A 25,660-nucleotide genomic window follows, 5' to 3' on the forward strand; every position below is an offset into this window, starting at 1 on the left:
GGTTAAAATTTAAATAAATAAAACATAAGTGTGATAAGACAATAATCAAATTAAAAGTGTTATAAGTAATTTCATTAGTGTATAAAAAAAGTAAAACTTGAAAAAGTTTTACTTTTTTTATTACATTTAATTAATTTCAGCTGGTTTTGTTGACTCTTTTTTAAATATTAATAATTTTACTTGAGGTTGAACAGTGATCCCAAATCCAACAAATAATAACAGCATTACACCAAATAAATTTCAGAATGTTGAACCATTTTCAGCATTAATTGCAAAAGTAATTACTGAAGCCATCATCATAGCTGTTGCTGCTGTTAAAACAGCTAAAATTGTGATTGTGATTATTTTTGTTTGAAATTCTTTTCTAAAAAATAATTTAAGTAATGGTAATATCATAGAACATCAAACTAAAATCATTCCTGATAATGCTAATGCAAAATACTGAATTCCATTTTCTTCTTTTTTTACATTAGAAAGTATTATGTCTCTACTAAATCCTATACTATAAAATGCAACTAGTGTTAAAATTCCAAAAATCATAACATTTACACAAACAGCCATATTTAAAATAACTTTTTTAAAATTTTTCATAATTCAACTCTATTCTATTTTATTTTATAATATCATTTATTTCTTAATTTTCTTTATTTGAAAGTAATTTGTTGATTTAATACTTAAATAATTAAATAAAGTACCTAACAATAATCCACTAATTGCAGTTACTATATATCCAGGTATTCAAACATAAGGTTTATCTACAAAAGGATCTCCACCTTTGTACGGAAATGGTTGATAAATATGTTCTTCTGGAAAATCACCATAATGGTAGTGTAGGAATCCTGCTCTCATTGTTACATAAACAATATAAATAATTGGCAATATACAATTTTTTCAACCAATTTTTTTAGCATATTCTTTTGAATTCATTTTAACTTCTCTAGAAAGGTAAAAGTAATAGAAAATAATTGCTATTGGAACCACTCAGTGTTCTAATATAGATTTTAAAATATTATATCAAGTATTAAAGCCTACTATTTTAGATGGTGCTATTAATGTAGTACCTGTGTAAATGAAAAATGTTAAAAATTGATAGGATACAATCATTGTTAAAACATGTTCTGATTCAGCTCATCTAATTTGATTATCCTTTTTTCTATAAATGTTGATTATTGAGCAAGTTGCTCAAACAGTAGTTAATATTGATGTTCAAATAGAAAAGTAAATTGTTTCACTTGCTATAGTTATGTCAAATAAATTTTGAAAAAATTCTTTGTGAGTTTCCGTTGGTTGCAATATTGTCATAAATATATCTAAAATTATGCAAAAAAATGGTACAAATGAAAAAAATATTAAAAAAATAATTTTTATTTTACGGTTCATAATTCTCCTTTTTCATATAAATATATAATAACAAAAAAGTACTTATATAAAGTACAAAAAAAGTAACAATTAATGCTTGTTACCTTAAATATTTATTTATTTTCTAAAAATTTTTCAACTAACTCAATTACTTCAGGAGTATCATCTGCATTTAGTGCTTTACTTGCTAATTCTTGTGCTTCTGCCATAGTAATTTTGCTCATTAAAGCTCTTGCTCTTAACATTGATGTTGCACTCATTGAAAATGCATCTAATCCCATTCCTAAAAGTAATGGTAATGCTTGAATGTCACCAGCCATTTCTCCACACATTCCAACTCATTTATTATTTTTATGTGCTCCTTTAATTGTTAAATCAATTAATTTTAAAATTGCTGGGTTTAAAGGCTGGTATAAGTAAGAAACATTTTCACTCATACGATCAGCTGCCATTGAGTATTGAATTAAATCATTTGTTCCTATTGAAAAGAAATCTGCATATTTGCTAAATTTATCTGCATTAACTGCAGCAGCAGGGATTTCAACCATCATTCCAACTTGAACATTTTCATCAAATGCAATTTTTTCTTTTCTTAACTCTTCTTTACATTCTTCAACTAATGCTTTTGCACGCTTAAATTCATCAACAGTTGCAATCATTGGGAACATAATTCCTAATTCTCCATGTGCACTTGCTCTTAATAAAGCTCTTAATTGATCTTTGAATATATCTTTTCTGTCCAATGTAAAACGAACAGCTCTATATCCTAAGAATGGATTCATTTCATGAGGGAACTCAAAATATGATAATTTTTTATCTCCACCAATATCTAAAGTACGAATAACAACTAATTTATCTTTCATTGATTCAATTACTTGTTTGTAAGCAGAATACTGTTCTTCTTCTGTTGGGAAGTGGTCATTATCCATGTATAAAAATTCTGAACGGAATAAACCAACTCCTTCTCCACCATTTTCAATAACTGATTCAACGTCTGAAGGTGAACCTATGTTTGCTTCAATTAATTTTTCTTGACCGTCTGCTGTTTTTGATGGCAAGTCCTTAAATTTTTGCAACTCTGCTTTTAAGTCTGCAAATTCTTTTGCTAACTTTTCATATTCGGCTTTAATTGTTTCTGTTAAATCTAATTCAACAATTCCTGTTGTTCCATTTAAAGCAAATACTTCATTGTTTTTAACATCTGATGTAATTGTTCTTAACCCTAATACTGCAGGTATTTCTAAACTTCTTGCCATAATAGCAGCGTGTGATGTTCTTCCACCGATGTTCGTAGCAAAACCTTTTACAAATTGTTTATTTAATTGAGCTGTTTGAGATGGTGTTAAATCTTCAGCAACAATAATTACTTCTTCGCTAATTGTTGAAAGATCAACAATTGCAATTCCCAAAATATGTTTAATAATTCTTGAAGCTACGTCCTTAATGTCAGCACTTCTTTCTTTGAAATATGGATCATCCATTGATGCAAACATTTCATAAAAATTATTTGTTACTTGATTTGCTGCAAATTCAGCACAAACTGATTCTGACTTAATAACATTAATAATTTCATCTGTAATAGCAGGGTCTGATGCAATCTCTTTATGTGCATCAAAAATTGCTGCTTTTTCTGCTCCCAATTTTTCTAAAGTTGTAACTCTTAAATTATCTAAATCATTAATTGCTTTTTTAACAGCATTTTGTAATTTAGTAACTTCTGCTTCTACATCAGAAATTTTAGTTTTTTTAATTTCAATGTGTTCTTCAGCTAATACTAAGGCTTTTGCTACAGCAATACCTTCGCTAGCTCCGATTCCTTTAAATTGTTTACTCATATTTTTCTCCTATAGTTAGTTCTAATAACATTAATAATTATAATATTTATTTAATAATTTTTATATAAAAGATTTTTAAAAGCGGAAAATATTCTTAATTTTAAAATAAAAAATGATGGGTATCCATCATTAAATTTCTTTAAATACTACTGAATCAACAGGGATATTATTTCCCACACAATATTCAATTAGCATTTGATCAACCATTTGTGGGTTATCGCCTTCGGCTGTAAATATAATTTCAGCACCTTGCATTATTACTTTTTTCATATTTATTATAACTCCTTCTTCTTATACCTTTTTAAACTCATTAGGTGCTACAGCCCCGCTTCTTTTATGTTCACTTATTTTATGTAAATAATCAACTTTTGTTTTAACAACTTCATCATTAATTTCTCCAGCTAAATAAGCATCAATTTGATCATAAGTAATTCCTAATTCACTTTCATCAGTTTGATCTTCTCAAAGACTTGCTGTTGGAGCGCGCTCAATAATTGATTTGGGAACACCTAAAATTTTTGCAGCTTCTCTAACTTCTCTTTTTAATAGATGAACTAGCGGAACCATGTCAACTCCACCATCTCCAAATTTTGTAAAGTATCCAATATGTCATTCATCCATATTATCTGTTCCTAAAACTAAATATGAATTTGTTTGAGCAACTGCATATAGAGATGTCATCCTTAATCTAGCTTTTGCATTTGCAATAGCTAATTTATGTTCTGGGGTCTTTGAATTTTTAATAGCTTTTTTAAATGATTCAAAAGTTTCTTTTAATTCAACATCAATAGCTTTAATTCCGCATTGCTCAATTAATTCTTGTTTACATATATAGTCTTGTTTACTTGATTCAATTGGCATTCAAACTGCTATGTAGTTATCTGGAAACGCCTTTTTAGCTAGACAGGCTACTACAGCAGAATCAATTCCACCACTAATTCCAATTACGACACCTTTTGCATTTGCATTCTTTACAGTTTCTCTAATAAAATCAACCAAATAATCTAAATAGTCTTTTAATCCCATAAATATCTCCTTTAAAAATTAATCCATTCATTCTAATTCATATTCAAATACTTTAACAATATCACCAGCATCTACACCACGCTCTCTTAGCATGTCATAAACTCCTGTTTTCTTTAGTTTTTCGTTAAATAACAACAAGTTGTCATCAGTTGTAATTGGGAACTTTTGATAAATTTTGTAAATTGTGTCCCCTGCAACCTCTCACTTTCCATTTCCTTTGTTTATGATTTGAATATCTTCTTGATCTTCTTCTAAACGATACACTTTAATACCATCATATATATCTTGTTCCATTTCTCATAATGGTATATATTTTGCAGTTTCTAATTCTTTTGCTATTTTTAATAATAATTCATCAACATTATCTTTCAATAGTCCAGAAACAAATACAACTTTTTTATCTTTGAAATAATTTCTATTGTGTTCTTCCATCATATTTAATTGTGCTTCATCTGTATCCATTTTATTAGCAACGATTATTTCAGGTCTTTCATCAAGTTTATAATTATATTTAACTAGTTCGCTTCTTATTAATTCATAATTTTTAATTACATCTTCTTGTCCATAATTTCCGCTCATATCTAAAACGTGGCAAATTACTCTACATCTTTCAATATGTCTTAAAAATTGATGACCTAAACCTTTTCCTAAACTTGCCCCTTCAATTAAACCAGGTAAATCAGCAACAATAAATGTTGATCCATCTTTTGCTCTTGAAACACCAAGTTGAGGATTTAAAGTTGTAAAAGCATAATCTGCGACTTCAGGTTTTGAGTTTGATATAGCTCTAAGCAATGTAGATTTACCTGCATTTGGCAATCCTACAAATCCAACATCAGCTAAAACTTTTAATTCAGCTTTTACTTCAAAAAATTGCCCTGGTTCACCAGCTTCAAAAATAGTTGGAGCTTTATTTCTTGAATTTGCAAATCTTGCATTTCCTTTTCCACCTTTTCCGCCTTTTGCAACTAATATCTTTTTTTTATCTTCATCTAAGTCAGCTAAAATGTTTCCTGTTTTATTATCAATTATCAAAGTTCCAACAGGAACTCGAATAATTAAGTCTTTACCTTGGGCACCATGCATGTTTTTAATGTCACCTTTAAAACCATCTTGAGCAGATAATTGTTTTTGAAGTTTTAAATCTAAAAGAGAATGTTTACCACCATCTGCTTCAAATATAATGCTTCCGCCATTTCCTCCATCTCCACCGTTTGGTCCACCATTAGGAACAAAAAGTGCAGTATGGAAACTAACTGCTCCATTTCCACCATTTCCAGCTTTAATAGTAAATTTGGCTGTATCAATAAATTTCATTTATTCCAGCTCCTTTCTTTAATTGTTTTAAATCATTTGATTTCAACATTCATCACATAAAAATGTTGGTTTTTGGTTTTCAAAGTTTATATCTTCAAATTTTTGTCATTCTTCTATTGGTTTTTGAATTAACTTATCAACTTCTTGATCAGTTAAATTTTTGTTTTGTTGCTTAATTAATGTCCCTATTGGTTTTGGATGGCCTTTTAAAACAAAACTTATTTGAGGTTCATAACAAAGTGAGCAACCAATTCCAAAAGCTTGAATCATTAAGTCATTATAATCATCAAATTGTAAATAATTGTCTTTATCAAAATTTATTTTACTCATAATTTTTAATCTCCATTAAAATTTTTGCAGCTAATTCTTCATTAAAATTAAATCACTGCTTTAAATATGAAAAATTTCTTATTTCATCTAGCATTTCAATTGCATATAAAATGAAAGCAGCTGCCTTTTCGTTTTTATTTTCAGGCTTAAAAATATCCAAATTATTTAAGTAAAAATTTATATTTAACATTTTTGCATCATAAGCAATCCCAGGATTTTCATTTTCTATGCTTTTTGTTATTAACTCATCAATTTCAGTTATGAATTTAAAATTACTTTCAAAATCAATTTCTATAGGTTTTCAAGTTATTTGAGCACCACTATATAAAACATCAAATTCTTTATTTATTTCTTGCTCTTTTAAAGTAAACAAAATTAAAGTTTTAATTGAATTATCAATATTTTCCAATTTCAAAATTGCAGATATTTCTTCAACGTGTTCTCTTAAATTAATTTTATTTAAATAATTAATACCAAATGCTTGTTGTTCTCTATCACTTGACTTTAGTAATTGTAAAATATACTCAGCATTTACAGAATTATTTATATTTGCTTTTGTTGATATTTTTTCATATATTTCAACTTTAAATTTTGTTAATTTTTCTTCAATATCACTTGGCACATAGGGCATGGTTAATTCTTGATTTATTTTTAATAAAGCATTATCAAAATCATGCTCAGAAATAAACTCTTTTATTTCAATAATTAATTCATCATAGAAATTCATAAAGACTCCTTTTCTAGAAAAAAATCATGCTTAATAGCATGATTGATGTTTTCGAGTGGTGCCCACGAGAAGGCTCGAACTTCCGACCTCACGCTTAGAAGGCGCGTGCTCTATCCAACTGAGCTACATGGGCAAATAATTTTGTTACATATATAAATATATCATAATATTTAAATGTTAAAAATATTTTTATTAAAAAAGGTTAATTTTGTATCCCAAAATAAAAAGAGACTCTCTAAATAAAGTAGTCTCCTTTAAAATTATCATTTACTTCTACTGTTTTTTCCTGATGAATTACTTGAAGAATTTCTTCTTCCACGTGTACCAGAACCTTTGTTTTGTTTTGGTCCTGAATGAGTTCATTCACCACGACCTGAACTTCTCTTATCATTTTTTTTATCATCTCTACGACCTGAAGATTTATTTGTTCTTCTATCAGACAACTCTGGATGTTTTTCTTTTCCTGTTACTCTTTCTCAACGATCTGAGTCTTGTTTAGAATAATCTGTTTTTACATCTCATGAAGAATGTCTTTTACCTTCATATTTATTAGATAAATTTTTGTTTGATTCTCTTCTATCTCTAGGACCTGAATCTCTTTTTACACCACGATTTGAATCTCTTCTATCATTATTACCTGAATTTCTTCTGTCATCTCTTTGACGACCTGATTTTTTTCTATCTCTACCACCTGAATTTTCTCTAGCACTTACTGAATTTGAAAATTCTCCTGGATAGTCATCAACCAAAGATAAAGCCTTTTTAGCAATTTCTTTTTCTTCAGGCGATAAATTTAAAATTCTTTCTTCTCATGATTGTGAAGATCAATTGTTTCTTGAAGTATTTAATCTCTCGCTTGTTCTTTTTCTTTCACCACGATTTGAACCTCTTCTATCATTGTGACCTGCATTTCTTTTGTCTTCTCTTTGACGACCTGAATCTCTTCTATCTCCACGTGCACGCTCATTTCTGCCTGAGTTTGCTCTTCCTGCTTGTTTTTCTAATTCTCCATATTCTGAAATTAGCATTTCATCAATTGTTAAATTAAATTCTTTTTCAATTCCCTTGATTTGTCTTAAAACATTCTGACTTTGAACAAAAGTTATTGAATCACCTTTTGTATTGTTTCTACCTGTTCTTCCAATTCTATGGATAAAATGCTCATCTTCCATTGAAACATCATAATTAATAACAAAATCTACACCATTTATATCAATTCCACGGGCAACAACATCAGTTGCAACCAGAACATCAATCTCACTATTTCTAAATTTTGCAATAGCACGCGATCTTTGAGATTGTCTTTTATCTCCATTAATAACAATAGCTTTAATTCCTGCATCTTTTAAATCATCTGCAATTTTATCTGTGTGATTTTTTGTATTTGAAAAAATTATCGCTCTTTTTGGCTTATGCTTTTCAAAAACTTTAATAAGCAATTCGTCTTTGCTATATCCTTTTGTAAAAATAAAAGTGTTTGTAATATTAGCATTTACTTCTACCTGATTTTGAATTTCAATAATTTCATAGTCTTTCATATAATCATTAGCTATTTGCATAACTTTTGGTGAAGTTGTAGCTGAAAATAATCCAACTTGAACATTAGGTGATATTTTTTCAAATAACGCATCAATTTCATTTTTAAATCCCATTTTCAGCATTTCGTCAGCTTCATCTAAAATAATAGTTTGAACTTCATCTAATTTTAAAGTTTTTCTATTTAAGTGGTCATTAACTCTTCCTGGAGTTCCAACAACTATTTGTGAGTCCCTTAATCTTTTAATTTGGTCTCTCATATCTGCTCCACCAATTAAAGGTGCAATAACTATGTTTTCAATTCTTGAACCAAATAATCTAATTTGAGTAACTATTTGCATAGCTAATTCTCTAGTTGGGGCCATAATAATTGCTTGAACTTTTCTTTTGTTTGGATCGATATTTTGTAAAATTGGTAATACAAAAGAAGCTGTTTTTCCAGTTCCTGTGCTTGATTTACCAAATATGTTTTTACTTTCTAAAAATAAAGGTATTGCTCTTGCTTGAATTTCTGTAGCTTCATTAAAATTAGCTTTTTCAAGAGCTGTAAGAATTTTACTGTTTAATTGTAATTCCTTAAATGTCATTTTTTGTCCTCTGTTTTCTATACTTAGGACATTAAATTAATATTTTAAAATCACAAGTCATTTATATATTATAGCATAGTTGTATAAAATTAAATTTATTTCTTTTTAAATAAAAAACAAGCAGATAAATTTTCTGCTTAGTTAATTATTTTATAATCATTTTATTTGTTTCAGAAACAATTAATTGAGTTTCCTTGTTTAACTCAATTCTATTAAAGTCTTTAACAAAGAATCTTGAAGTAAATATTGTTTCATAATTATCTGCAAATATTTCAATTGCTGATGCATCAATAAATATTTCAACTTTTTGTCTTTTATATTTTCTTATAGCTTTTCTTAAAGTTTCAAAATCTCAATCAACTTCTGCACCTTGATTCGATCTATCAAAAATAATTTCATCATTAGTGAATTTAATTTCAATAAATTCATTTTGATCATTTAATAATTTCAACTCTAAATCATCTGAAAGTTCAAACTCAAAATGAATAGATTTTTTAATATCAATTTTATTTGTTTTAATAATTTTAGTATTAGATATAACGCTTTGCTTAAATACACTATACGGTTTTTGAACTAGTATATCATTTGATCAACTTAACTCTCTTGGTATTGTCAACATTGAGTGTCATGAATACTCATCTGTAGGATATTGAACATCAACTGCTCCCAATCATCCAATCATAATTAGTTTATCATCTGCAAAATAAGTTTGTGGTGCATAAAAGTCATGACCATAATCCATTGTTTTTAAAACCGATTTCTCATTTAGTTTGTTATTTTCTAAATCAATTTCTTCCAACTGAGTATAAACAACATTTCTAGAATTATTCAATTCATATTCATTTTTGACATTAAATCATCCTTCTGCAGACATCATAAATAGCATTTTTCCATCTAGGTAATCTAAATTTGGACACTCTCACATATGACCATAAGTTTCTTCTTTAATAGATGGTCTTAAAATTCTATCAAATGTATATTTTTCAAAATCCTTTGTTTTGTATAAAGCTAAACCACCTTTTAAAGTATCTTTACATTGCACACCAAAAATCATGTATTTATTATTTTTATATTCAAATATTTTTGGGTCTCTTGCATGTGGTGTAAATAAATTTGCGTCGTGTTGAACAACAACCCTTTTATTAACAATTTGTTCATCAATGAAGTCTGCTTTAATTTGACACTCTTCAATCATTTCACCATTTTCTTCAATGTTACCTGTGTAATAGATTTTCACACCATCTGATTCTTTAAATGCTGAACCTGAAAATGCGCCTGTTCTTTCAAATTCTTCTGTTGGAATAACTGAGATTCCTAAATCATTATAATTTAAAAAGTCTTTAGTTTTAACTAATCTTCAATGTTTCATACCATGGTATGGCTGCAATGGAGATCATTGATAGTTAATGTAGTGTTCACCATTCAAGTAAACTAATCCATTTGGATCATTTAGTAAACCGTTTGGTGGTGCAATGTGATATTCTGGTCTATAGTAAATGTCTTTTTCTACTAATTTATTTGCGCTAATAATATCTTCTTGTTTATGTTCTGTTATTAAATTTAAAATTGTTTCTTTATTTAATTTCATGTTAATTCACCGAAAAATCTCTTTCTAAAACTTTGTTGCTCATTTCTTTAAACACTTTTAATTTTGATAATCCTATTGTAGTGAAGAATGTTGTTATAAAAGTTGCAATAATTGCAATCCCCATTCATAAGTAAGGACCCCCAGCAATAGTGTTTATATTGAAATTATTTAATATTTCTTTGTCTGTTGTTATTGATAGAAATATTAGCAATGAAGCATTACCATTTGTACATATAATTCCTGCAAATGTTGTAATAATAATTCCCACTGTAGCTCCAATGCTTGCAGCTATAACTGGGTAAATAAATTTTAATCCTACACCAAACAATGCTGGTTCTGTTGAACCACTAACGTATGCAAGTGAGTAAGAAGGAATTGCTGTTCTTTTTAATTCTTTATTCTGCTTGTTAATTAGTGAAACAGCTAATATCGAAGTTGCCACAGCAATATTTAGTTGAGTAAACAGTGGCATCATTGTTGTTCCACCAAAGTTTGTAAATTGTTGCAAGTTAATAACAACAAGTACTTGAATTAAACCTGTTATTACTAATCAAGGTAATGCTAATCCCAAAATGGGATTGAATATATATTTAGCAATATGGTTAGTTGTTGCTCAAACTATACCAACATTCATCCCGTATGTTAATAATAGTCCAACTGGTGCTATTAATAATAGAGAGATAAAGAATGTAGATATAGTAATCATTGGAATTGCTATCATTTCTTTAAAAACAGGGATGTCAAATTTGTTTGCAATTCTTTCAATATATACTGCTAAAAAACTAACTGCAACAATTGGTAAAATTTGACCTTCAAATGAAATTTTTCAAGGGTATCCTGCTTTAATAAATGAAACCGTTTCATCTCAATTAAATAAGTTTCCATGAGTTCCATCCATTATAGCATTAGTTGTTAATAAACTATGAAAACATAAAACAACACCAATTGAAATACCAATTGCTTGGCTCCCCTTCATTAATTTAAATATTGATCATGGAATCATAATTGAAAATGCTAATACTAGACTATCAGACAATGTTCTAAACATTAAACCTATTGTTGCTGCAACTTGACCTGTACTAGATAATGTTCCTGCTGCAATGTTTAAATCTTCATTACCTTGAGTATTAAAACCAAAATTAATACCGTTAAAAACGTTTGATAGTGTAGCAACAATAGCCATTGTTATAAGTAAAGGTATTAATGGCTTAACAATTATTGCTATTCCATCAGTGAATACTTTAAAAAAGCTACCTGACTTATTTACTCTTACTTCAAAATCATTTGGAACTTCATCATATGATATTTTTAAAGTCTTTAATAAATTTAAAAAAACTTGTTCTATGTTTTCACTAATTATTAATTGAACAAAATCATCTTTTAACAATGCTTTTACAAAAATTTTTGAATTATATAAAATATCTAAATTCAGTTTTTCTTTATTAATTATTTTTATTCTGATTCTTGTTGAGCATCTGTTAATTAATTCAATGTTTTTTACTCCACCCAAAGCTTCTCTAATTTTTTTGCATTCATCATAAAAGCTGTTATTAATTTTTACATTTCTCATTTTTCTAACCTTTCTTTTGATAATAATTTCTTATTATTATTTTTATTTTTAGAAATTATTCTAATTAAATTATAAGACTATAGTTTTATACAAAATGAGTGATTAAATAAAAACCTATAATCATAAGTTAGCTTTTAAAAATAAAAAAGCAGCTAAATTAGCTACTTTAATTTTTGAGTATTAAATTACACAAGCATCGCATTCATAGTTTTCACTATCTTCTAGTACTTCTTGTCTTACACGAACATAATAAATTGATGCACACTTTTTCTTAAATGCATGAATGTAAGCTTTGTTTAAGTCACGGGTTGTAACTTGATCTGTCATAAATAATGTTAATGAAATTGCTTGATCAACATGTTGTTGAGCAGCAGCAACAATATCAATAATTGGCATTGGTCCAACTTCATAAGCACCTAATGCATAATAAGCCATGTTGTCAAAATTAATATTGTATGCTGGAACATAAATTCTACCTAATTTACCTTCTTTACGTACTTCAATCGGAGCTACAACAGGTTGTAAACTTGGAGTACATGAAGATAAATAACTAATTGATCCTGTAGGAGCAACAGCCATTAAATGTGAATTCGCAATTCCATCTTTTTTAATTAATTCAACTAATTCAATTCAATCTTTTTGAGTTGGTATATCTACATTATATTGAGCAAATAACTCTTTAACTCTTTCTGTTTCAGGAGTTCATTTATCTGATGCACATTTTGTATATTTGTTAAATCAACTTCCGTCTGCAAATTTTGATGTTTTAAATCCAGCAAAAGTTCCGTATTGTAAAGCTAATTTGTGAGAAGCTTTAAAAGCATTATAAGCCATTGCATAGAAGAACATGTTTGTAAAATCAACAGCTTCAATTGAGTTATATCAAATAAAATTTGTTGCCAAGAACCCATGTAGATTCATTGCTCCTAAACCAACAGCGTGATTTTTTTTGTTTCCTTGTTGAATTGATGGAGCACTACTTAAGTCACTTGTTCTTGAAACTAAATCTAGTGCATTAATTGATTGTTCAATAACTTCACCAAATTCAGTTCCTGCTTCCATAACTTTTGCAATATTAACACTTCCTAAGTTACAACAAATATCATCTCCCATAGTTTTAAAACTTAAATCATCATTAAATGTACTTGGAGTTGAAACTTGAGCTATTTCACTACATAAGTTACTCATAACAATTCTTCCAGTTGCTGCATGAGCATTATTATTGTTTACTGTATCATCAAATAAGATGTATGGATATCCACTTTCAAAATGTAATTCAGCAATTGTTAAAAAGAATTTTCTTGTATTAATATATGTTTTTTTAATGTTTGGATTTTTAACCATATTATCATACTCTTCAGTAATTGAAATGTCTGACATTGGTTTTCCATATTCTTTTTCAACATCATAAGGACTAAATAAAGCCATATCTTCATTTTTTTGAGCTAGCTCAAAAGTAACATCTGGAATAACTAAACCTAATGATAATGACTTAATACGGATTTTTTCATCAGCATTTTCTCTCTTAGTATCTAAGAATGACATAACATCAGGGTGGTGAGCATTTAAATAAACAGCACCAGCGCCTTGTCTTTGACCCAACTGATTTGCGTATGAGAATGAGTCTTCTAAAATTTTCATTACTGGGATCACACCTGTCGCTTGATTAGCAATTTGTTTAATAGGTGCTCCCATTTCACGTAGATTTGTTAAACATAAAGCAACTCCTCCACCACGTTTTGATAATTGTAATGATGTTGTTACAGCACGACAAATTGATTCCATATTATCTTCAACTCTTAATAAGTAACAAGATACATACTCACCTCGTTGTTTTTTACCTGCATTTAAGAATGTAGGAGTGGCTGGTTGGAATCTACCTAGCATTAATTGTTTTAATGTTTTTTTAGCTGCATCAAAATTTCCATTTCCTAAAAATAGCGCATTCATAACTGCTCTATCCTCAAAATTTTCTAAATATTTTTGACCATCAAAAGTTTTTAAACCATAAGCATTATAGAATTTTAAAGCACCCATAAAACTTGGGAATTCTCGTTTGAACGCATAAGCTATAGCAGTTATTTCTTCAATTTGTTCAATTGTATATTTATTAATTACTTCTTCTTCATAATATCCATTTGAAACTAAGTATTCAATTCTTTCTTTTACAGAATTAAATTTAACAAATCTTGGTTCAACATGGTGTTTTAAATAAGCTTTAGCAGCTTCAACATCTAGTTTAAAATTATCTGATCCAGCTGCTAAAATTTTAGCTCTAGCATTTAATGTAACATACTCGTCACTTTCTTCTGTACCTGATAATGTATTTATTTTTTTATCTTCCATTTTTATCTCCTTCAAAAATCTTTCAATATATCATTGATTTTTTCTACGTCACTTTGAGTTCCTAAAAGTTCAAATTGGTACAACAATGGTACATTAAGTTTTTTTGAAAGTATTGGTCCAGCCATGGCAAAAGTATTACCAAAGTTTGTGTTACCTGAAGCGATAACGCCTCTACAAAAGCTTCTATTTCTTTCATTGTTTAAAAATTTAATAACTTGTTTTGGAACTGCTCCTGAAGTAAATTCACCACCACCACTATAAGTAGGAGTGATTAACACATAATCAGAGTTTACATTTAATTCTTCTTCTAAATCATATGGCACCCTTGAATTATTTACACCAAGTTTTTGAATAAATCTATGTGTGTTGTTTGATATTGATGAGAAGTAAACTACATGAACTTCTCCTTTAGGTTTAACTACTTCTTCACTTGAAACTAATTTTATGTCATCATGCATAAATTAAAATTCTCAATCTTCATCTTCTGTTTCTTCAGATACACCCATAATATATGATGATCCATTACCTGAAAAGAAATCATGATTTTCATCTGCTCTAGCTGATAATTGTGTAAATATTTCTGGTTCAATCTTTGTTTCTTCTTCTGTGAATGGTGAATCATAACCTAAATTTTGCAAGAATTTACCTGCATTGTATACACTGAATCTGATTGCGTCATCTGCTAAGCCAAACCCATCATATAATTCTTTTAAATATGCTGTTTCTAAATCTATTAATTCGTATAACAATTTGAATACAAATTCTTTCATTTCAGCCTGCTTTTCAGGTGAAAGTTTCGCAACTTTTTTTTGATATTTGTAACCACTATAGTAGTTATGAATAACTTTATCTCTTAAAATTAATCTAATAATATCAGAAGTGTTTGGTAATTTACCTCTAGCTGATAAATAGAACGGCAAGTAGAATCCTCCATATAATAAGAACCCTGGCATTAAAGCAGCTGCAACTTTTGATTTTAATGGATCATCGTTTACATAGTAAGGAATTAAAGCTTTAGCTCTTTCTTGTAGAGTTTCGCAATTAATAACTCACTCATGCGCTTCTTCAATTTGTTCACTTGAACATAAAGTTGAAAAAATTGAACCATAAGATCTAGCATGAACAGCAACCATGAAAGCAAAGTTTGTATAAATAACTTGCTCATGATCTGTTAATGAGTTTGGAACTTGAGCAACATCGCCTACAGTTGCTTGAATTGTGTCTAATAAAGTAAGACCTGTAAATGTTCTTGTAATTAACTCTTGTCACTCAGGAGTTAAAGTCCTTCATGATGTAATATCATTTGATACTGGGATTTTTTCTGGTAATCAGAAGTTTTGTGTAATTCTATTTCAAACTTCTAAGTCTTTTTCGTCGTTAACAACGTTTCAGTTAACTGAACGCATTTTACCTTTGAAACCTTGTTGAGCATATTCAATAGGTGAAACTGATTCATTATAATATTGATTTTTAATTTTTGCCATACATATATCCTTTCATTTTTTTATTTTGCAACTTAATTTGAACTAAAATAAAAAAGTTCCTTTAATCAGCTCTCAAAGAGCAATAAAAAAAGAAACTTTAATAATTTAAAGAGTAACGATTCGCTTATAGTCTCGAGATTGGTCTTGAGGCGGGGTCAGTAGCCCATTATGCTACCCTGTATAAGTTTCTTTTATATTCAGTTGTAAGATAATAATAGTTCTTATTTTTTTAAAAAACAAATTCTTTTTATCTTGATTTTTATTTTTTTCTATTTAAAATTATGCAATTTATAGAAAATGCCTATCGAGTCAACTACTTTTTCCTTTTGCTGAAGTCTTTTATATTGAGTTAATAGCCTGTTAACCTTAAATTCTACCATTTCCATGTCTTTTAAAGTATAAGCCATCATATTCTTCTTATAAGGACCAAATGCAATGATGTAGTACTTTAAAAGAGATTCTCAAGAATATTCAAAAGTCTTTGGAGCTTTTGGATCAATTGTAATTGTTAGTGAAATTATTTTTAATAAAATTGACATCTGTGAATTGTAATCAGCTATTTCCTCAAATCTATCAACCTTTGTAGTCAATTTTACAAAATTTTTAGTATCCAAATTGATTGATTTAAACTTAACATTCTTATAAACAAATTCATAAACCCCATCATTTTCAGAATAAAAGCCTAATGTTTTTACAATTCCGACTTTTTTAAATGAAATCAGACAATCCCCAAGAATACCATTATTTCTTTTTGTTTTATTAATTATTTCCATATATGAGGTTGCATATCTTACTCTTGCTACAAAATCATATAATTTTTCTGATTTATACTTAATTTTTTTAAATTCTTTAAATTTTTTAATATGTTTAATAGTTCATGAAGGATTAAAATCCTTTTGATTAATTGATATTAACGAGTTTGTATATTTAAGTTGGCCTTCAAAAGTTTTAACATTTATTTTTCTTTGTTCCAAAGAAGAACTCAAATAGTGTGGCAGGTATGAATAAAGCAATTCATACACTTCATTCCCTTCAGATAGTATTGATATATTTTTTAAACCATCTCTTAAAAATATAGTAGTTAATTTAGAAAGTTCATGAATCAATTTAAATTTTTGCTTAACGTCTAAAGTTTCTCAATTTTCTTTTTTGAAGTTTAAAATAAACGCATTTGATTCATCTTCGTTTTTTAAAATTGTTATTAAAGGTGCTAATCATTCTTTTTCAAAAGATTTTAGTTCTCTTCCCTTTTTATATGCTTCTGAAATATTTTTTCTTGTGAATATTTTTTTAATTTTATCAACCATTTCATTAGGTTTTAAAACATCAATCATTATCATTGTTATTAAAAAAGGATAAGCAATCGAATAATAATATTTATTTTTACCTTCAATTTTAAAATTAATATCATATTCAAATTTACTTGCTAATCCACAAAGAAGAGAATAATTTCAGTAATAATTTGAATTAATTTCTTCAGAATTTATAAAAGAAGTTCTTACTATATGATTTAGAATAAATTTTTCAATGACTTCTTTGATGTAAAACTTGTTTTCTTCACTTAATTCAATGCTAAATTTAGACTCAATTTTTTTGTCTTGATATGTAAATGCAAAAAGTTCATTATAATTTTCACTAATATAATTTGATATATCTTTAAAATTTTCAGGATCAATACCTGTTAAAGTTTCGTTCTTTAATAATTGATATTGAAATAACGAATAATAAGTAACATCATATATCTCATTAACTTTCTCTTTTAAATCATTGTTAATTTTTTTAAAAATTGCTGATGAGTCTTTTTTAATGTACTCGTCAAAATATGCTCAAAAAATTGTATCAAAACGATTAATCATTATAACCCATCTTCCTTCTAAATTTTTTTTATGTATTCTTTGATGTTTTCAATTGCTAAATTAGATATTCTTTCATTTTTAAGTTTTTTAATTTCTTGTTTTGTTATTTTTTTATTTGGTTTATCAAAAGAAATTTCATCAACTATACCTCAATTTGCTTTCATAGGTTGAAAATTTGTAATTGAAGCCTTATTAATGTAGTTCAACAAAGCTCCTGTTACTGATTTTGATGTTGGTATTTTCATTTCTTTATTATTAATATAATTAAATATATTTATTGAAGTTATTAGTCCTGTCACACATGATTCAACATACCCTTCAACACCTGTTATCTGGCCAGCAAAGAAAATATTTTCATTTGATTTTAATTGTAAAAATTTATTCAAAACTTTTGGAGAATTAATAAAATTATTTTTATGCATAACACCATATCTAACAAACTTTGCATTTTCAAGACCTGGAATCATTGAGAATACTCTTTTTTGTTCAGGCCACTTTAAATTAGTTTGAAAACCAACAATATTGTACAATCTATTGTTTGCGTCATCTTGTCTCAATTGTACAACTGCATGATTCCTTGTACCATCTGGTTTATTTAATCCTTTAGGTTTCATAGGTCCAAAAAGAAGTGTTTCTTCTCCTCTTTTAGCCATTGCTTCAACAGGCATACAACCTTCAAAATATTTTAATTCTGCTTCACCTGGCAAATGCCCAATTGTTACTTCTGCTCTAATAAGTTCATTGTAAAAATTTAAATATTCTTCTTTTGACATTGGGCAATTAATATAATCGCTTGTTTCTCCTTTGTCATATCTATTTTTTTGATATGCAATTTCCATGTTAATAGATTCTTTCTCTATTATTGGCGCAACGGCATCATAAAAATAAAAATCATCAGTTCCAATTAGCTTGCTTATTTCATTTTGCAAATTATCTGTTGTTAAAGGTCCAGATGCTACTAGTGTTATTTCGTTTGGATCAATACTAATAACTTCCTTGTCAATAATTTCAATTAAATTATTATTTTGAAGCTCATTAGTTATATATTCTGAAAACATAATTCTATCTACAGCTAAACTTCCACCTGCTGGAACTTGAGCATATTCAGCGGCTCTAATAATTAGTGAATCTAAAAGTCTCATTTCTTCTTTTAAGGTTCCTACAGCATTTGTCATTTCATTACTTCTAAGAGAATTTGAACAAACTAATTCAGCAAACCCGTCCAAAAATTGGACGGGATTTTTAGTTATTCTTTTTACTTCATAAAGTTTAACTTTAATATTTCTTTTTGCTAATTGGTAAGCAGCCTCACTGCCTGCCAAACCAGCACCAATAATATTTACTGTTCTATTTTTCATTAATTCATTAAACCTGCTTCATATAATTTTTTGAAACGACCTGGAGTTGATATTAATTCTTCATAACTTCCTTGTTGAACTATACCTTTACCATTTGCTCCTAAAACAATAATTTGATCTACATTTTTAATTGTTGATAAACGGTGAGCAATAGTTACACTAGTTCTGCCTTTCATCAATTTGTCTAATTCCGCTTGTATTTCTTTTTCAACAATATTATCTAAAGCACTTGTTGCTTCATCAAGAATCAAGAAATCAGGATTTTTCAAGAATACTCTAGCAATAACTAAACGTTGTTTTTGACCACCAGATAGTAAGAAACCTCTTTGACCTAGAATTGTACTATATCCATCTTTTAGTGAAACAATAAAGTCATGTAAGTTTGCTTTTTTACATGCTCTAATAATCTCTTCTTCTGTTGCATCAAATTTTGCATATCTAATATTTTCGTAAAAATCACCAAATAAAATTTGTGGCTCTTGTTCAACATAACCAACTTTATTTAAAAATGCTGGTAAATTAATTTCATTTAAATCGTGAGAATCCTTTACTATATCGTTCTCATCTCTGTATTTACCTTCAACCAATATTTTTCCTTCAGTTGGCATATAGAATCTTAATAATAATTTTGCAACTGTTGACTTACCTGAGCCCGTTTCACCAACAAACGCATATGATTTACCTTTTTCAAAAGTTATATTCATTTTAGGCAAAATTGTTTTTTCAGGTTTTTTAGGATATGCAAATTGAACATTTTCAAAGCTAATTGAATTTATTTTTTCAATTATAGGTCCATCAGAATTTGGTTTTATTGTTGGCTCTGGATCTGTTAATTCAGAAATTCTTTGCGCAGCATTTTGTGCCCTTGTTGCTGACCTCAATGTTGGAATTAACATTGCAATTGCACCAACAACAAATGAAACTAAAACTTGGGCTAGAGGCATTTTAACACTTAATAATTCAACTGCTAATTTAATGTCGCTTTCTTTTGTAAACATAATACAAAAAATAATAACAAACATTGGCATCATTAATGAAGCTGTAACTTGAATTCATTGAGTTAAGATAGCTGATCATGTAATTGCAGCATCACCGGCTCTATTATATTTTTCATTTAACTCTTCAATTCTTTCAATTTCATGTTCTTCTAAACCTGATGACTTGATTAATGAAATATTTGATATTCTATCTGTCATATCTTGATCAACATCACGTTTTTGATCAAATGCTGTAATTAATTTTCTTCTACTTTGAATGAAAATTAAAACTGCAATAGCAATTGAAATGAACATATAAACTGCCAAAATAACAGCAACATATCAAAGACCAGATAATAACATAATAATAATAGACATTGTTATACCTGTTAAAAAGTAAATGATATTAGTAAAAAATTGTTGAATACCAAATGCTAATGATTGAGTATCTCCTACAAGTCTTGTTAAAATATTACCTGACACATGATCAAAGAAGAAATCAACATCTTGTTGAGCTAACCTAATCAACATTTTTTGTCTTTGATTAATTTCCACATGAAGTGAAAATTGAGCAATACTTCAGTTAACTACATACTCTGAAAGTAATAATAAAACTAAAGCTCCTAAAGTAATATATAGTCAAGTTGTTCATTCAGTTAAACCAACTTCTCAAGCTAAGAAAGTTAGCGTTTCTGCGCCTGGATTAGTTATAGCTGAAATCATCATTGTTGCAAATACTGGAAGGAATGTTGCAACTAATGCGTCAAACATTGTAAATAAACACATTGCTCAAAATATAGCTTTATTATCTTTTGCAGATTCAAAGATTTGGCGCATGAATACACCCATTTTTTTTCATGAAAATTCTAAGTTAACATCAAAACCATGTTTATTTAACTGTTTACCAGTTTGTAAATTATTGTTGCTCATTAATTGCTATTTCCTTTCCATCATTTTTTGAATTACCTGCATCATATAAATTTTTGAAATGCCCAGGAACTTTTTTAAGCTCATTAAATGTTCCTCTTTGCACAATACCTTGTTTTGGTGCTAATACTAAAATTTCATCTACATTTTTAATTGTTGATAAACGGTGAGCAATAGTTACACTAGTTCTACCTTTCATCAATTCGTTCAATTTTGCTTGAATCTCTTTTTCAACAATATTGTCTAAAGCACTAGTTGCTTCATCAAGAATTAATAACTGAGGATCTTTTAAAAACATTCTTGCAATAACTAAACGTTGCTTTTGACCACCTGATAACATAAATCCTCTTTCACCAAGAATTGTGTCATACCCATCAGGTCAAGTCATAATTAATTCGTGCAATTCAGCTTTTTTACATGCTGCAATAACTTGTTTGTCAGTAGCATCAAATCTTCCGTATCTAACATTATCATAAACATTACCTAAGAATATTGCTGGTTCTTGTTCTACATAACCAACTTTGTCTAAGTATGATGAAAGTACAACATCTTTTAAATCAATATTTTCATTAATTAAAACTTGACCAATTGTTGGATCATAAAATCTTAATAAAAGCTTTGATATTGTTGATTTACCTGCTCCTGTAGTTCCTACAAAAGCATATGATTTACCTTGTTCAAAAGTAAAGTCAAATTTTGGTAAAACTAATTCTGTTGGTTTTTCTGGATAAGCAAAAGCTACATCTTTAAAGTAAATATTACCTTTAATTTTTTCAATAATAACACCTTCTTTATCTTCAAAGTGATTATTAAATCTTGGTTCTTGTTCAAGAATTTCACCAATTCTTTTTGAAGCAACATTAGATTGTGTTAATCCAACAAGAACTCTTAGGAATGACATTAAGGGACCAATCATTAATGATGAAGCTGAAATCATACCAGGTAAGACAGCAACAACATCGTTTGAATCATAAATTAAAACTGTCGCTATAATCATAACTGTTTCAATTGCATTAATAATTAAGAAAATTAATGATAAAACAATAGCTTGGTAGTAGTTCATTAATGATGATTGTTTAAAATAAGGTATATGTTTTTCAATAAAACGATCTTCTTCATATTTTTCTGTACCTGAAGCTTTAATTAACTTAACATTATTAATTCTGTCAGTTACATCTCCATTAACCTCAGTAACAATTTTTCTTGTTTTGTATGCAATTGGTTTCATTGGAATAAATAAAACAAAAAATATTAAAAATAAAACTAAAAATACACAAACTAAAACTATTGTTAGAGATCCACTAATTGTAGTCATAACTATTATAGCTGCAATTGTTGTTAAAATACCATTTAAGAAAGTTATTGGAATGATACCAGTTTGCTCTCCTATGATTTGAGTATCAGAAACAACTTTTGTTAAAATTTCACCAATTTTTTTATCTGAATAATATGACATGTCCATTGAAACTAATTTTTTATTTAAATCGTTTCTTAAATCAACCTCAATTTTTTTACCTAGCATTCCTGCTGTTCATTGAGAAACAAAAGTTGCTATTGCCATTGCAATTACAATTCCTACTTCTATTCAAAGCAATCCTGTAAAATCAATTCCTCATCATTTTTCTAAAGCCGTATTATAGGCTTCTGATAATTCTGGAAGACCTGAGTATTTATCAACAATTACAGCTGTGCTCATTTGTTCTATTATTTTTGGGGTCATAGCAGTTGCTACTGAAAGTATTAAAACTGAAACTAGCATAAGGGTAGTTCACATTTTATTTTTTCCCATATATCTTAAAATCAAAGCTATATAAGATTTAGATTTTTTCTTTGACTTTGATGCTTCAAGTTCTGTATTTAAATCTGATTTTTTTAGTCATCTTGAAACTCTAACTTGAGGTGATGAAGACTCGTTGATTTTTTCATTATCAAGCATTTGTTGTTCTTCTCTATCGATCATAATTTCCCTCTTTTCTAAATAAATATTTATTCTTTATTTTAAAATATTTTACCATCAAAAAACAAAATAAAAAACACTAAATGTGTTTTTAAATTTGATTTAAAATATCAACTGCACTTTCCAAAAATTTTCCTCCCATTTTTAGAATTTTGTTACTTGAAGAATTGCTTTCTTTTATACTTTGAGGTATTGCAAAATAAATTTTATTTTCATTAATTATTGCATTTAAAACTGGTTCAATTTTGTTTCACTCACTGTTTTCTAAGAATACTGTAGTTTTTGATAAACCGTTAATTAATCTTATAAATTCACTACTTTCTTTTTTACTTTTTTCATTCTTAAATATACTTGATGTTTCATATTCACTAAGAACAATAAATTCGCTATAATCAATATCTTTATATTTTGACCAAAACTCACTGTTAATAAAATTTTGTAAATTTTCGTTTACTAATAAAATTAATCTACCTTTGTTCTTAATTATAAAATCAACTAATTCTTCATCTACTTTAGTATTTTGACTAAAGAGCATTGTTCTTTTCTCTTTAATTAAATCAAAAATAATTTCTTTTGCCATCTTTAAGTTGTAGCTATCATTAAAATTACCACTATTAAAATGTATTGTCTGATAATAGTTTTCCAATATTGTTGGATTACCTAAATAATATAAAACAAATGGAGGTCTTAATATTTGCTTTAAACTATTTGGGTAAATAGGATTAATTATGGAAATGTAATTATTTGGTATTGTTTCTGGAATCTGTATTAGTTCTTGAGTTTCAATTTTTTCTTTAACATCAAGAGCATTGTAAATTTGCTCTCAATTACCATTGTATTTTAAAGAAAAATATAATAGTACATTGTCCATATTAATTTAAATAGGTAATTCTATTTGCAATAATTTCATTAAAGACATTTGTGTTTTCTTTATTAGTTGAAGAGTGAACTCTTGCCTCGATTCCAACTACAGCTTGGTCATGCAATGCAAATTCATCATTAATTGCTGAAGACCATGCTTTTATGTTAATTAAATCATCTTCATTTTTGCCTGCTTTTGATTTATAAGTGTTTGGTACTCTAACTGTAAATTTATACAATTTAGCATTACCATCTTTAGAAGTGTATGCAATTTCTGCATCTCCTTCAATTTGACCGATTATGTTTACTAGATTCATATTACCCTCTTTTTTTCTGGCGTCAGACATCTGACACAATATTATTAAGAAAAAAATAAAAAAAATAACTTTAAAGGTTATCTTCTAAAATATTTTTAATTGGTTTATAGCTTTTACGATGAATTGGTAATACACCAAATTTTTTAGTTCTTGTTAGATGATCTTTCACACAATAACCTTTGTGAATATCAAAATTGTAATTTGGATAAATCTTTGCATAATCAATCATTATTTGGTCTCTTGCAGTCTTAGCCAAAATACTTGCGGCAGCAATTGATTGACTTAAATCATCACCTTTAATAAAAGGCAAGCAGATAAAATCATCAATATTTATTTTTTCAGCATCAATTAAAGATATTTCAGGTTTTATCGTTAAATTTTTAATTGATTCAATCATCCCCACTTGGCTAGCTTTTTTAGGATTAATTTCATCAACAAGATTGCTATCTAAAACTTGGATATTATAACTAATTGCTATATTTTTAATTTCATCAGAAAGAATACTTCTTTGAACTTTGTTTAACTTTTTTGAATCTTTAATTAAGGGATTTTCATATCCAACAGGAAGTATTACACTAGCTGCAACAATTGGACCAGCCATGGCTCCTCTACCAGCTTCATCACTTCCACTTATTAAATTTACTTTATACTCTTTTTTAATGTTTAAATCAAATAAAATTCTAGATCTATCTATCATAAATCTGAAATATCCTCAGTCTCTTTTTCATTTTTTGTTTTAGCTGCTTTTTCCATAGCCTCTGGTACAACTTCTAAGATTCTTTCAAATGATATTTTTTCAAAATTATTTTGAATTAAATCTCTCAAAAATAAATCAATAACTCTATCATAGTCAGGAAGATCATCATTTAAATATCATTTTTTAACCTTTGCAATCATTTCAAAAATTATAAAAGTATCAGCAACTTGGATAGGTCTTTGCAATCTTGGAGAAATTTTATAATGTTGCTCAATTAAACTTTCATAATGATTAAAAATATACTGCATTAGTTTTCCTGCTACCCTTTCTTTTGGATAAACATCTTCTTTAATAGAATTAATTGCACAAATATTTGTAGCAACAGTTTCATTTTCTAATTTTGCAGGTAAAACTCCTGGTGTATCTCACAATGAAATAAATTGAGATAATTGAATAATTTGAATTCCTCTAGTTAAACCTGGCTTATTTCCAGCTTTAACATTTTTATTTTTTATTAATCTGTTAATGAAAGTTGATTTACCAACATTAGGGATTCCAATAACTAAAACATTTATTAATGAATTAACCATTCCTTTTGCTTTATCTTTTTCTTGTTTTTCTTTCGTAGATTGATTAATTAAATCAATAAGCGGTTTAACTATATTTTTTTGCTTATCATCCAAAACCATGACTTTATTATTTTTCTTTTGATAGTATTCTACTCATTCCTGAGTTACTTTTGAATCTGCGATATCAGCCTTTGAAAATACATATAGTACTGGTTTGTTTTTTAAAAGTTTTGAAAAAGTTAAATTACGAGAAGAATATGGAGCTCTTGCATCTAATATTTCAATAACTAAATCAACAACAGGAATTTTTTCTTCAATGTTTTTTAGTGTCTTATTCATGTGACCTGGAAATCAATTAAATTCTGCGCTCATATTTTTTCTCCTTTTAATCTTTTTATATTATAACAAATAAAAAAACCCTCATTTATATGAGAGT

Annotated in this window: 22 protein-coding genes, 1 tRNA gene and 1 riboswitch; all 23 genes read right to left on the minus strand. The window is 27.9% G+C overall.

What is annotated here, in order from left to right; genetic code table 4:
• Positions 1-126: 126 nt before the first annotated feature.
• The gene (locus tag CK556_RS02950) at positions 127-591 is read right to left on the minus strand and encodes a hypothetical protein (protein WP_027875406.1); all 465 of its coding nucleotides are present in this window, start codon (positions 589-591) and stop codon (positions 127-129) included.
• A 36-nt stretch (positions 592-627) separates the two neighbouring features.
• A complete protein-coding gene (locus CK556_RS02955; protein ID WP_027875407.1) occupies positions 628-1,380 on the minus strand; it encodes a hypothetical protein in 753 nt (250 codons plus the stop codon).
• Positions 1,381-1,472: 92 nt separating this feature from the next.
• A complete protein-coding gene (gene ptsP, locus CK556_RS02960; RefSeq protein WP_027875408.1) occupies positions 1,473-3,194 on the minus strand; it encodes a phosphoenolpyruvate--protein phosphotransferase in 1,722 nt (573 codons plus the stop codon).
• A 129-nt stretch (positions 3,195-3,323) separates the two neighbouring features.
• Positions 3,324-3,464 (minus strand): hypothetical protein, encoded by a 141-nt coding sequence (locus tag CK556_RS03900; RefSeq protein WP_156923125.1) that lies wholly within the window; start codon positions 3,462-3,464, stop codon positions 3,324-3,326.
• A gap of 21 nt (positions 3,465-3,485) precedes the next feature.
• Positions 3,486-4,220, minus strand: coding sequence for an NAD(+) synthase (gene nadE / locus CK556_RS02965; RefSeq protein ID WP_027875409.1), 735 nt, complete (start codon positions 4,218-4,220; stop codon positions 3,486-3,488).
• 18 nt (positions 4,221-4,238) lie between these two features.
• Positions 4,239-5,537 (minus strand): GTPase ObgE, encoded by a 1,299-nt coding sequence (obgE, locus tag CK556_RS02970; protein WP_027875410.1) that lies wholly within the window; start codon positions 5,535-5,537, stop codon positions 4,239-4,241.
• Positions 5,538-5,564: 27 nt separating this feature from the next.
• Entirely contained in the window at positions 5,565-5,867 is a 303-nt protein-coding gene (locus CK556_RS02975) for a hypothetical protein (protein ID WP_036246590.1), read from the minus strand.
• On the minus strand, positions 5,860-6,594 hold the full coding sequence (locus CK556_RS02980; RefSeq protein ID WP_027875412.1) for a hypothetical protein: 735 nt from the start codon (positions 6,592-6,594) through the stop codon (positions 5,860-5,862). The genes CK556_RS02975 and CK556_RS02980 overlap by 8 nt, the downstream gene beginning before the upstream one ends.
• A 56-nt stretch (positions 6,595-6,650) precedes the next feature.
• A tRNA-Arg gene (locus CK556_RS02985) sits at positions 6,651-6,727 on the minus strand.
• Between the two features lie 127 nt (positions 6,728-6,854).
• Positions 6,855-8,717, minus strand: a complete 1,863-nt coding sequence (locus CK556_RS02990; RefSeq protein WP_051412747.1) for a DEAD/DEAH box helicase — start codon at positions 8,715-8,717, stop codon at positions 6,855-6,857.
• Between the two features lie 145 nt (positions 8,718-8,862).
• Complete coding sequence (locus tag CK556_RS02995; RefSeq protein WP_027875413.1) at positions 8,863-10,305, minus strand: glycoside hydrolase family 32 protein; 1,443 nt, start codon at positions 10,303-10,305, stop codon at positions 8,863-8,865.
• Between the two features lies 1 nt (position 10,306).
• Complete coding sequence (locus CK556_RS03000; protein ID WP_027875414.1) at positions 10,307-11,875, minus strand: PTS transporter subunit EIIB; 1,569 nt, start codon at positions 11,873-11,875, stop codon at positions 10,307-10,309.
• A 180-nt stretch (positions 11,876-12,055) separates the two neighbouring features.
• Positions 12,056-14,221, minus strand: a complete 2,166-nt coding sequence (nrdE, locus tag CK556_RS03005) for a class 1b ribonucleoside-diphosphate reductase subunit alpha (RefSeq protein WP_027875415.1) — start codon at positions 14,219-14,221, stop codon at positions 12,056-12,058.
• Between the two features lie 2 nt (positions 14,222-14,223).
• Positions 14,224-14,679, minus strand: a complete 456-nt coding sequence (nrdI, locus tag CK556_RS03010; RefSeq protein WP_027875416.1) for a class Ib ribonucleoside-diphosphate reductase assembly flavoprotein NrdI — start codon at positions 14,677-14,679, stop codon at positions 14,224-14,226.
• A 3-nt stretch (positions 14,680-14,682) separates the two neighbouring features.
• A complete protein-coding gene (gene nrdF, locus CK556_RS03015) occupies positions 14,683-15,705 on the minus strand; it encodes a class 1b ribonucleoside-diphosphate reductase subunit beta (protein WP_084545410.1) in 1,023 nt (340 codons plus the stop codon).
• A 122-nt stretch (positions 15,706-15,827) separates the two neighbouring features.
• A riboswitch (nucleoside riboswitch) is annotated at positions 15,828-15,891 on the minus strand.
• Between the two features lie 83 nt (positions 15,892-15,974).
• On the minus strand, positions 15,975-17,561 hold the full coding sequence (locus CK556_RS03020; RefSeq protein ID WP_027875418.1) for a hypothetical protein: 1,587 nt from the start codon (positions 17,559-17,561) through the stop codon (positions 15,975-15,977).
• 17 nt (positions 17,562-17,578) lie between these two features.
• Positions 17,579-18,919 (minus strand): methylenetetrahydrofolate--tRNA-(uracil(54)-C(5))-methyltransferase (FADH(2)-oxidizing) TrmFO, encoded by a 1,341-nt coding sequence (trmFO, locus tag CK556_RS03025; protein WP_027875419.1) that lies wholly within the window; start codon positions 18,917-18,919, stop codon positions 17,579-17,581.
• Complete coding sequence (locus CK556_RS03030; RefSeq protein WP_051412748.1) at positions 18,919-20,826, minus strand: ABC transporter ATP-binding protein; 1,908 nt, start codon at positions 20,824-20,826, stop codon at positions 18,919-18,921. Before CK556_RS03030 ends, trmFO begins: the two co-directional genes overlap by 1 nt.
• Positions 20,813-22,783 carry an ABC transporter ATP-binding protein gene (locus tag CK556_RS03035; protein ID WP_027875421.1) on the minus strand — a complete coding sequence of 657 codons (1,971 nt, stop codon included), beginning with the start codon at positions 22,781-22,783 and terminating at the stop codon, positions 20,813-20,815. The genes CK556_RS03030 and CK556_RS03035 overlap by 14 nt, the downstream gene beginning before the upstream one ends.
• Positions 22,784-22,871: 88 nt before the next feature.
• On the minus strand, positions 22,872-23,651 hold the full coding sequence (locus tag CK556_RS03040) for a DNA-processing protein DprA (protein WP_027875422.1): 780 nt from the start codon (positions 23,649-23,651) through the stop codon (positions 22,872-22,874).
• Between the two features lies 1 nt (position 23,652).
• On the minus strand, positions 23,653-23,958 hold the full coding sequence (locus CK556_RS03045; RefSeq protein ID WP_027875423.1) for a single-stranded DNA-binding protein: 306 nt from the start codon (positions 23,956-23,958) through the stop codon (positions 23,653-23,655).
• A 70-nt stretch (positions 23,959-24,028) separates the two neighbouring features.
• A complete protein-coding gene (locus CK556_RS03050; RefSeq protein WP_027875424.1) occupies positions 24,029-24,655 on the minus strand; it encodes a ribonuclease HII in 627 nt (208 codons plus the stop codon).
• A complete protein-coding gene (gene ylqF, locus CK556_RS03055) occupies positions 24,649-25,596 on the minus strand; it encodes a ribosome biogenesis GTPase YlqF (RefSeq protein WP_027875425.1) in 948 nt (315 codons plus the stop codon). Before ylqF ends, CK556_RS03050 begins: the two co-directional genes overlap by 7 nt.
• Between the last annotated feature and the right edge of the window lie 64 nt (positions 25,597-25,660).

It is taken from the genome of Mesoplasma chauliocola, assembly GCF_002290085.1.
GTDB lineage: Bacteria > Bacillota_I > Bacilli_A > Mycoplasmatales > Mycoplasmataceae > Mesoplasma > Mesoplasma chauliocola.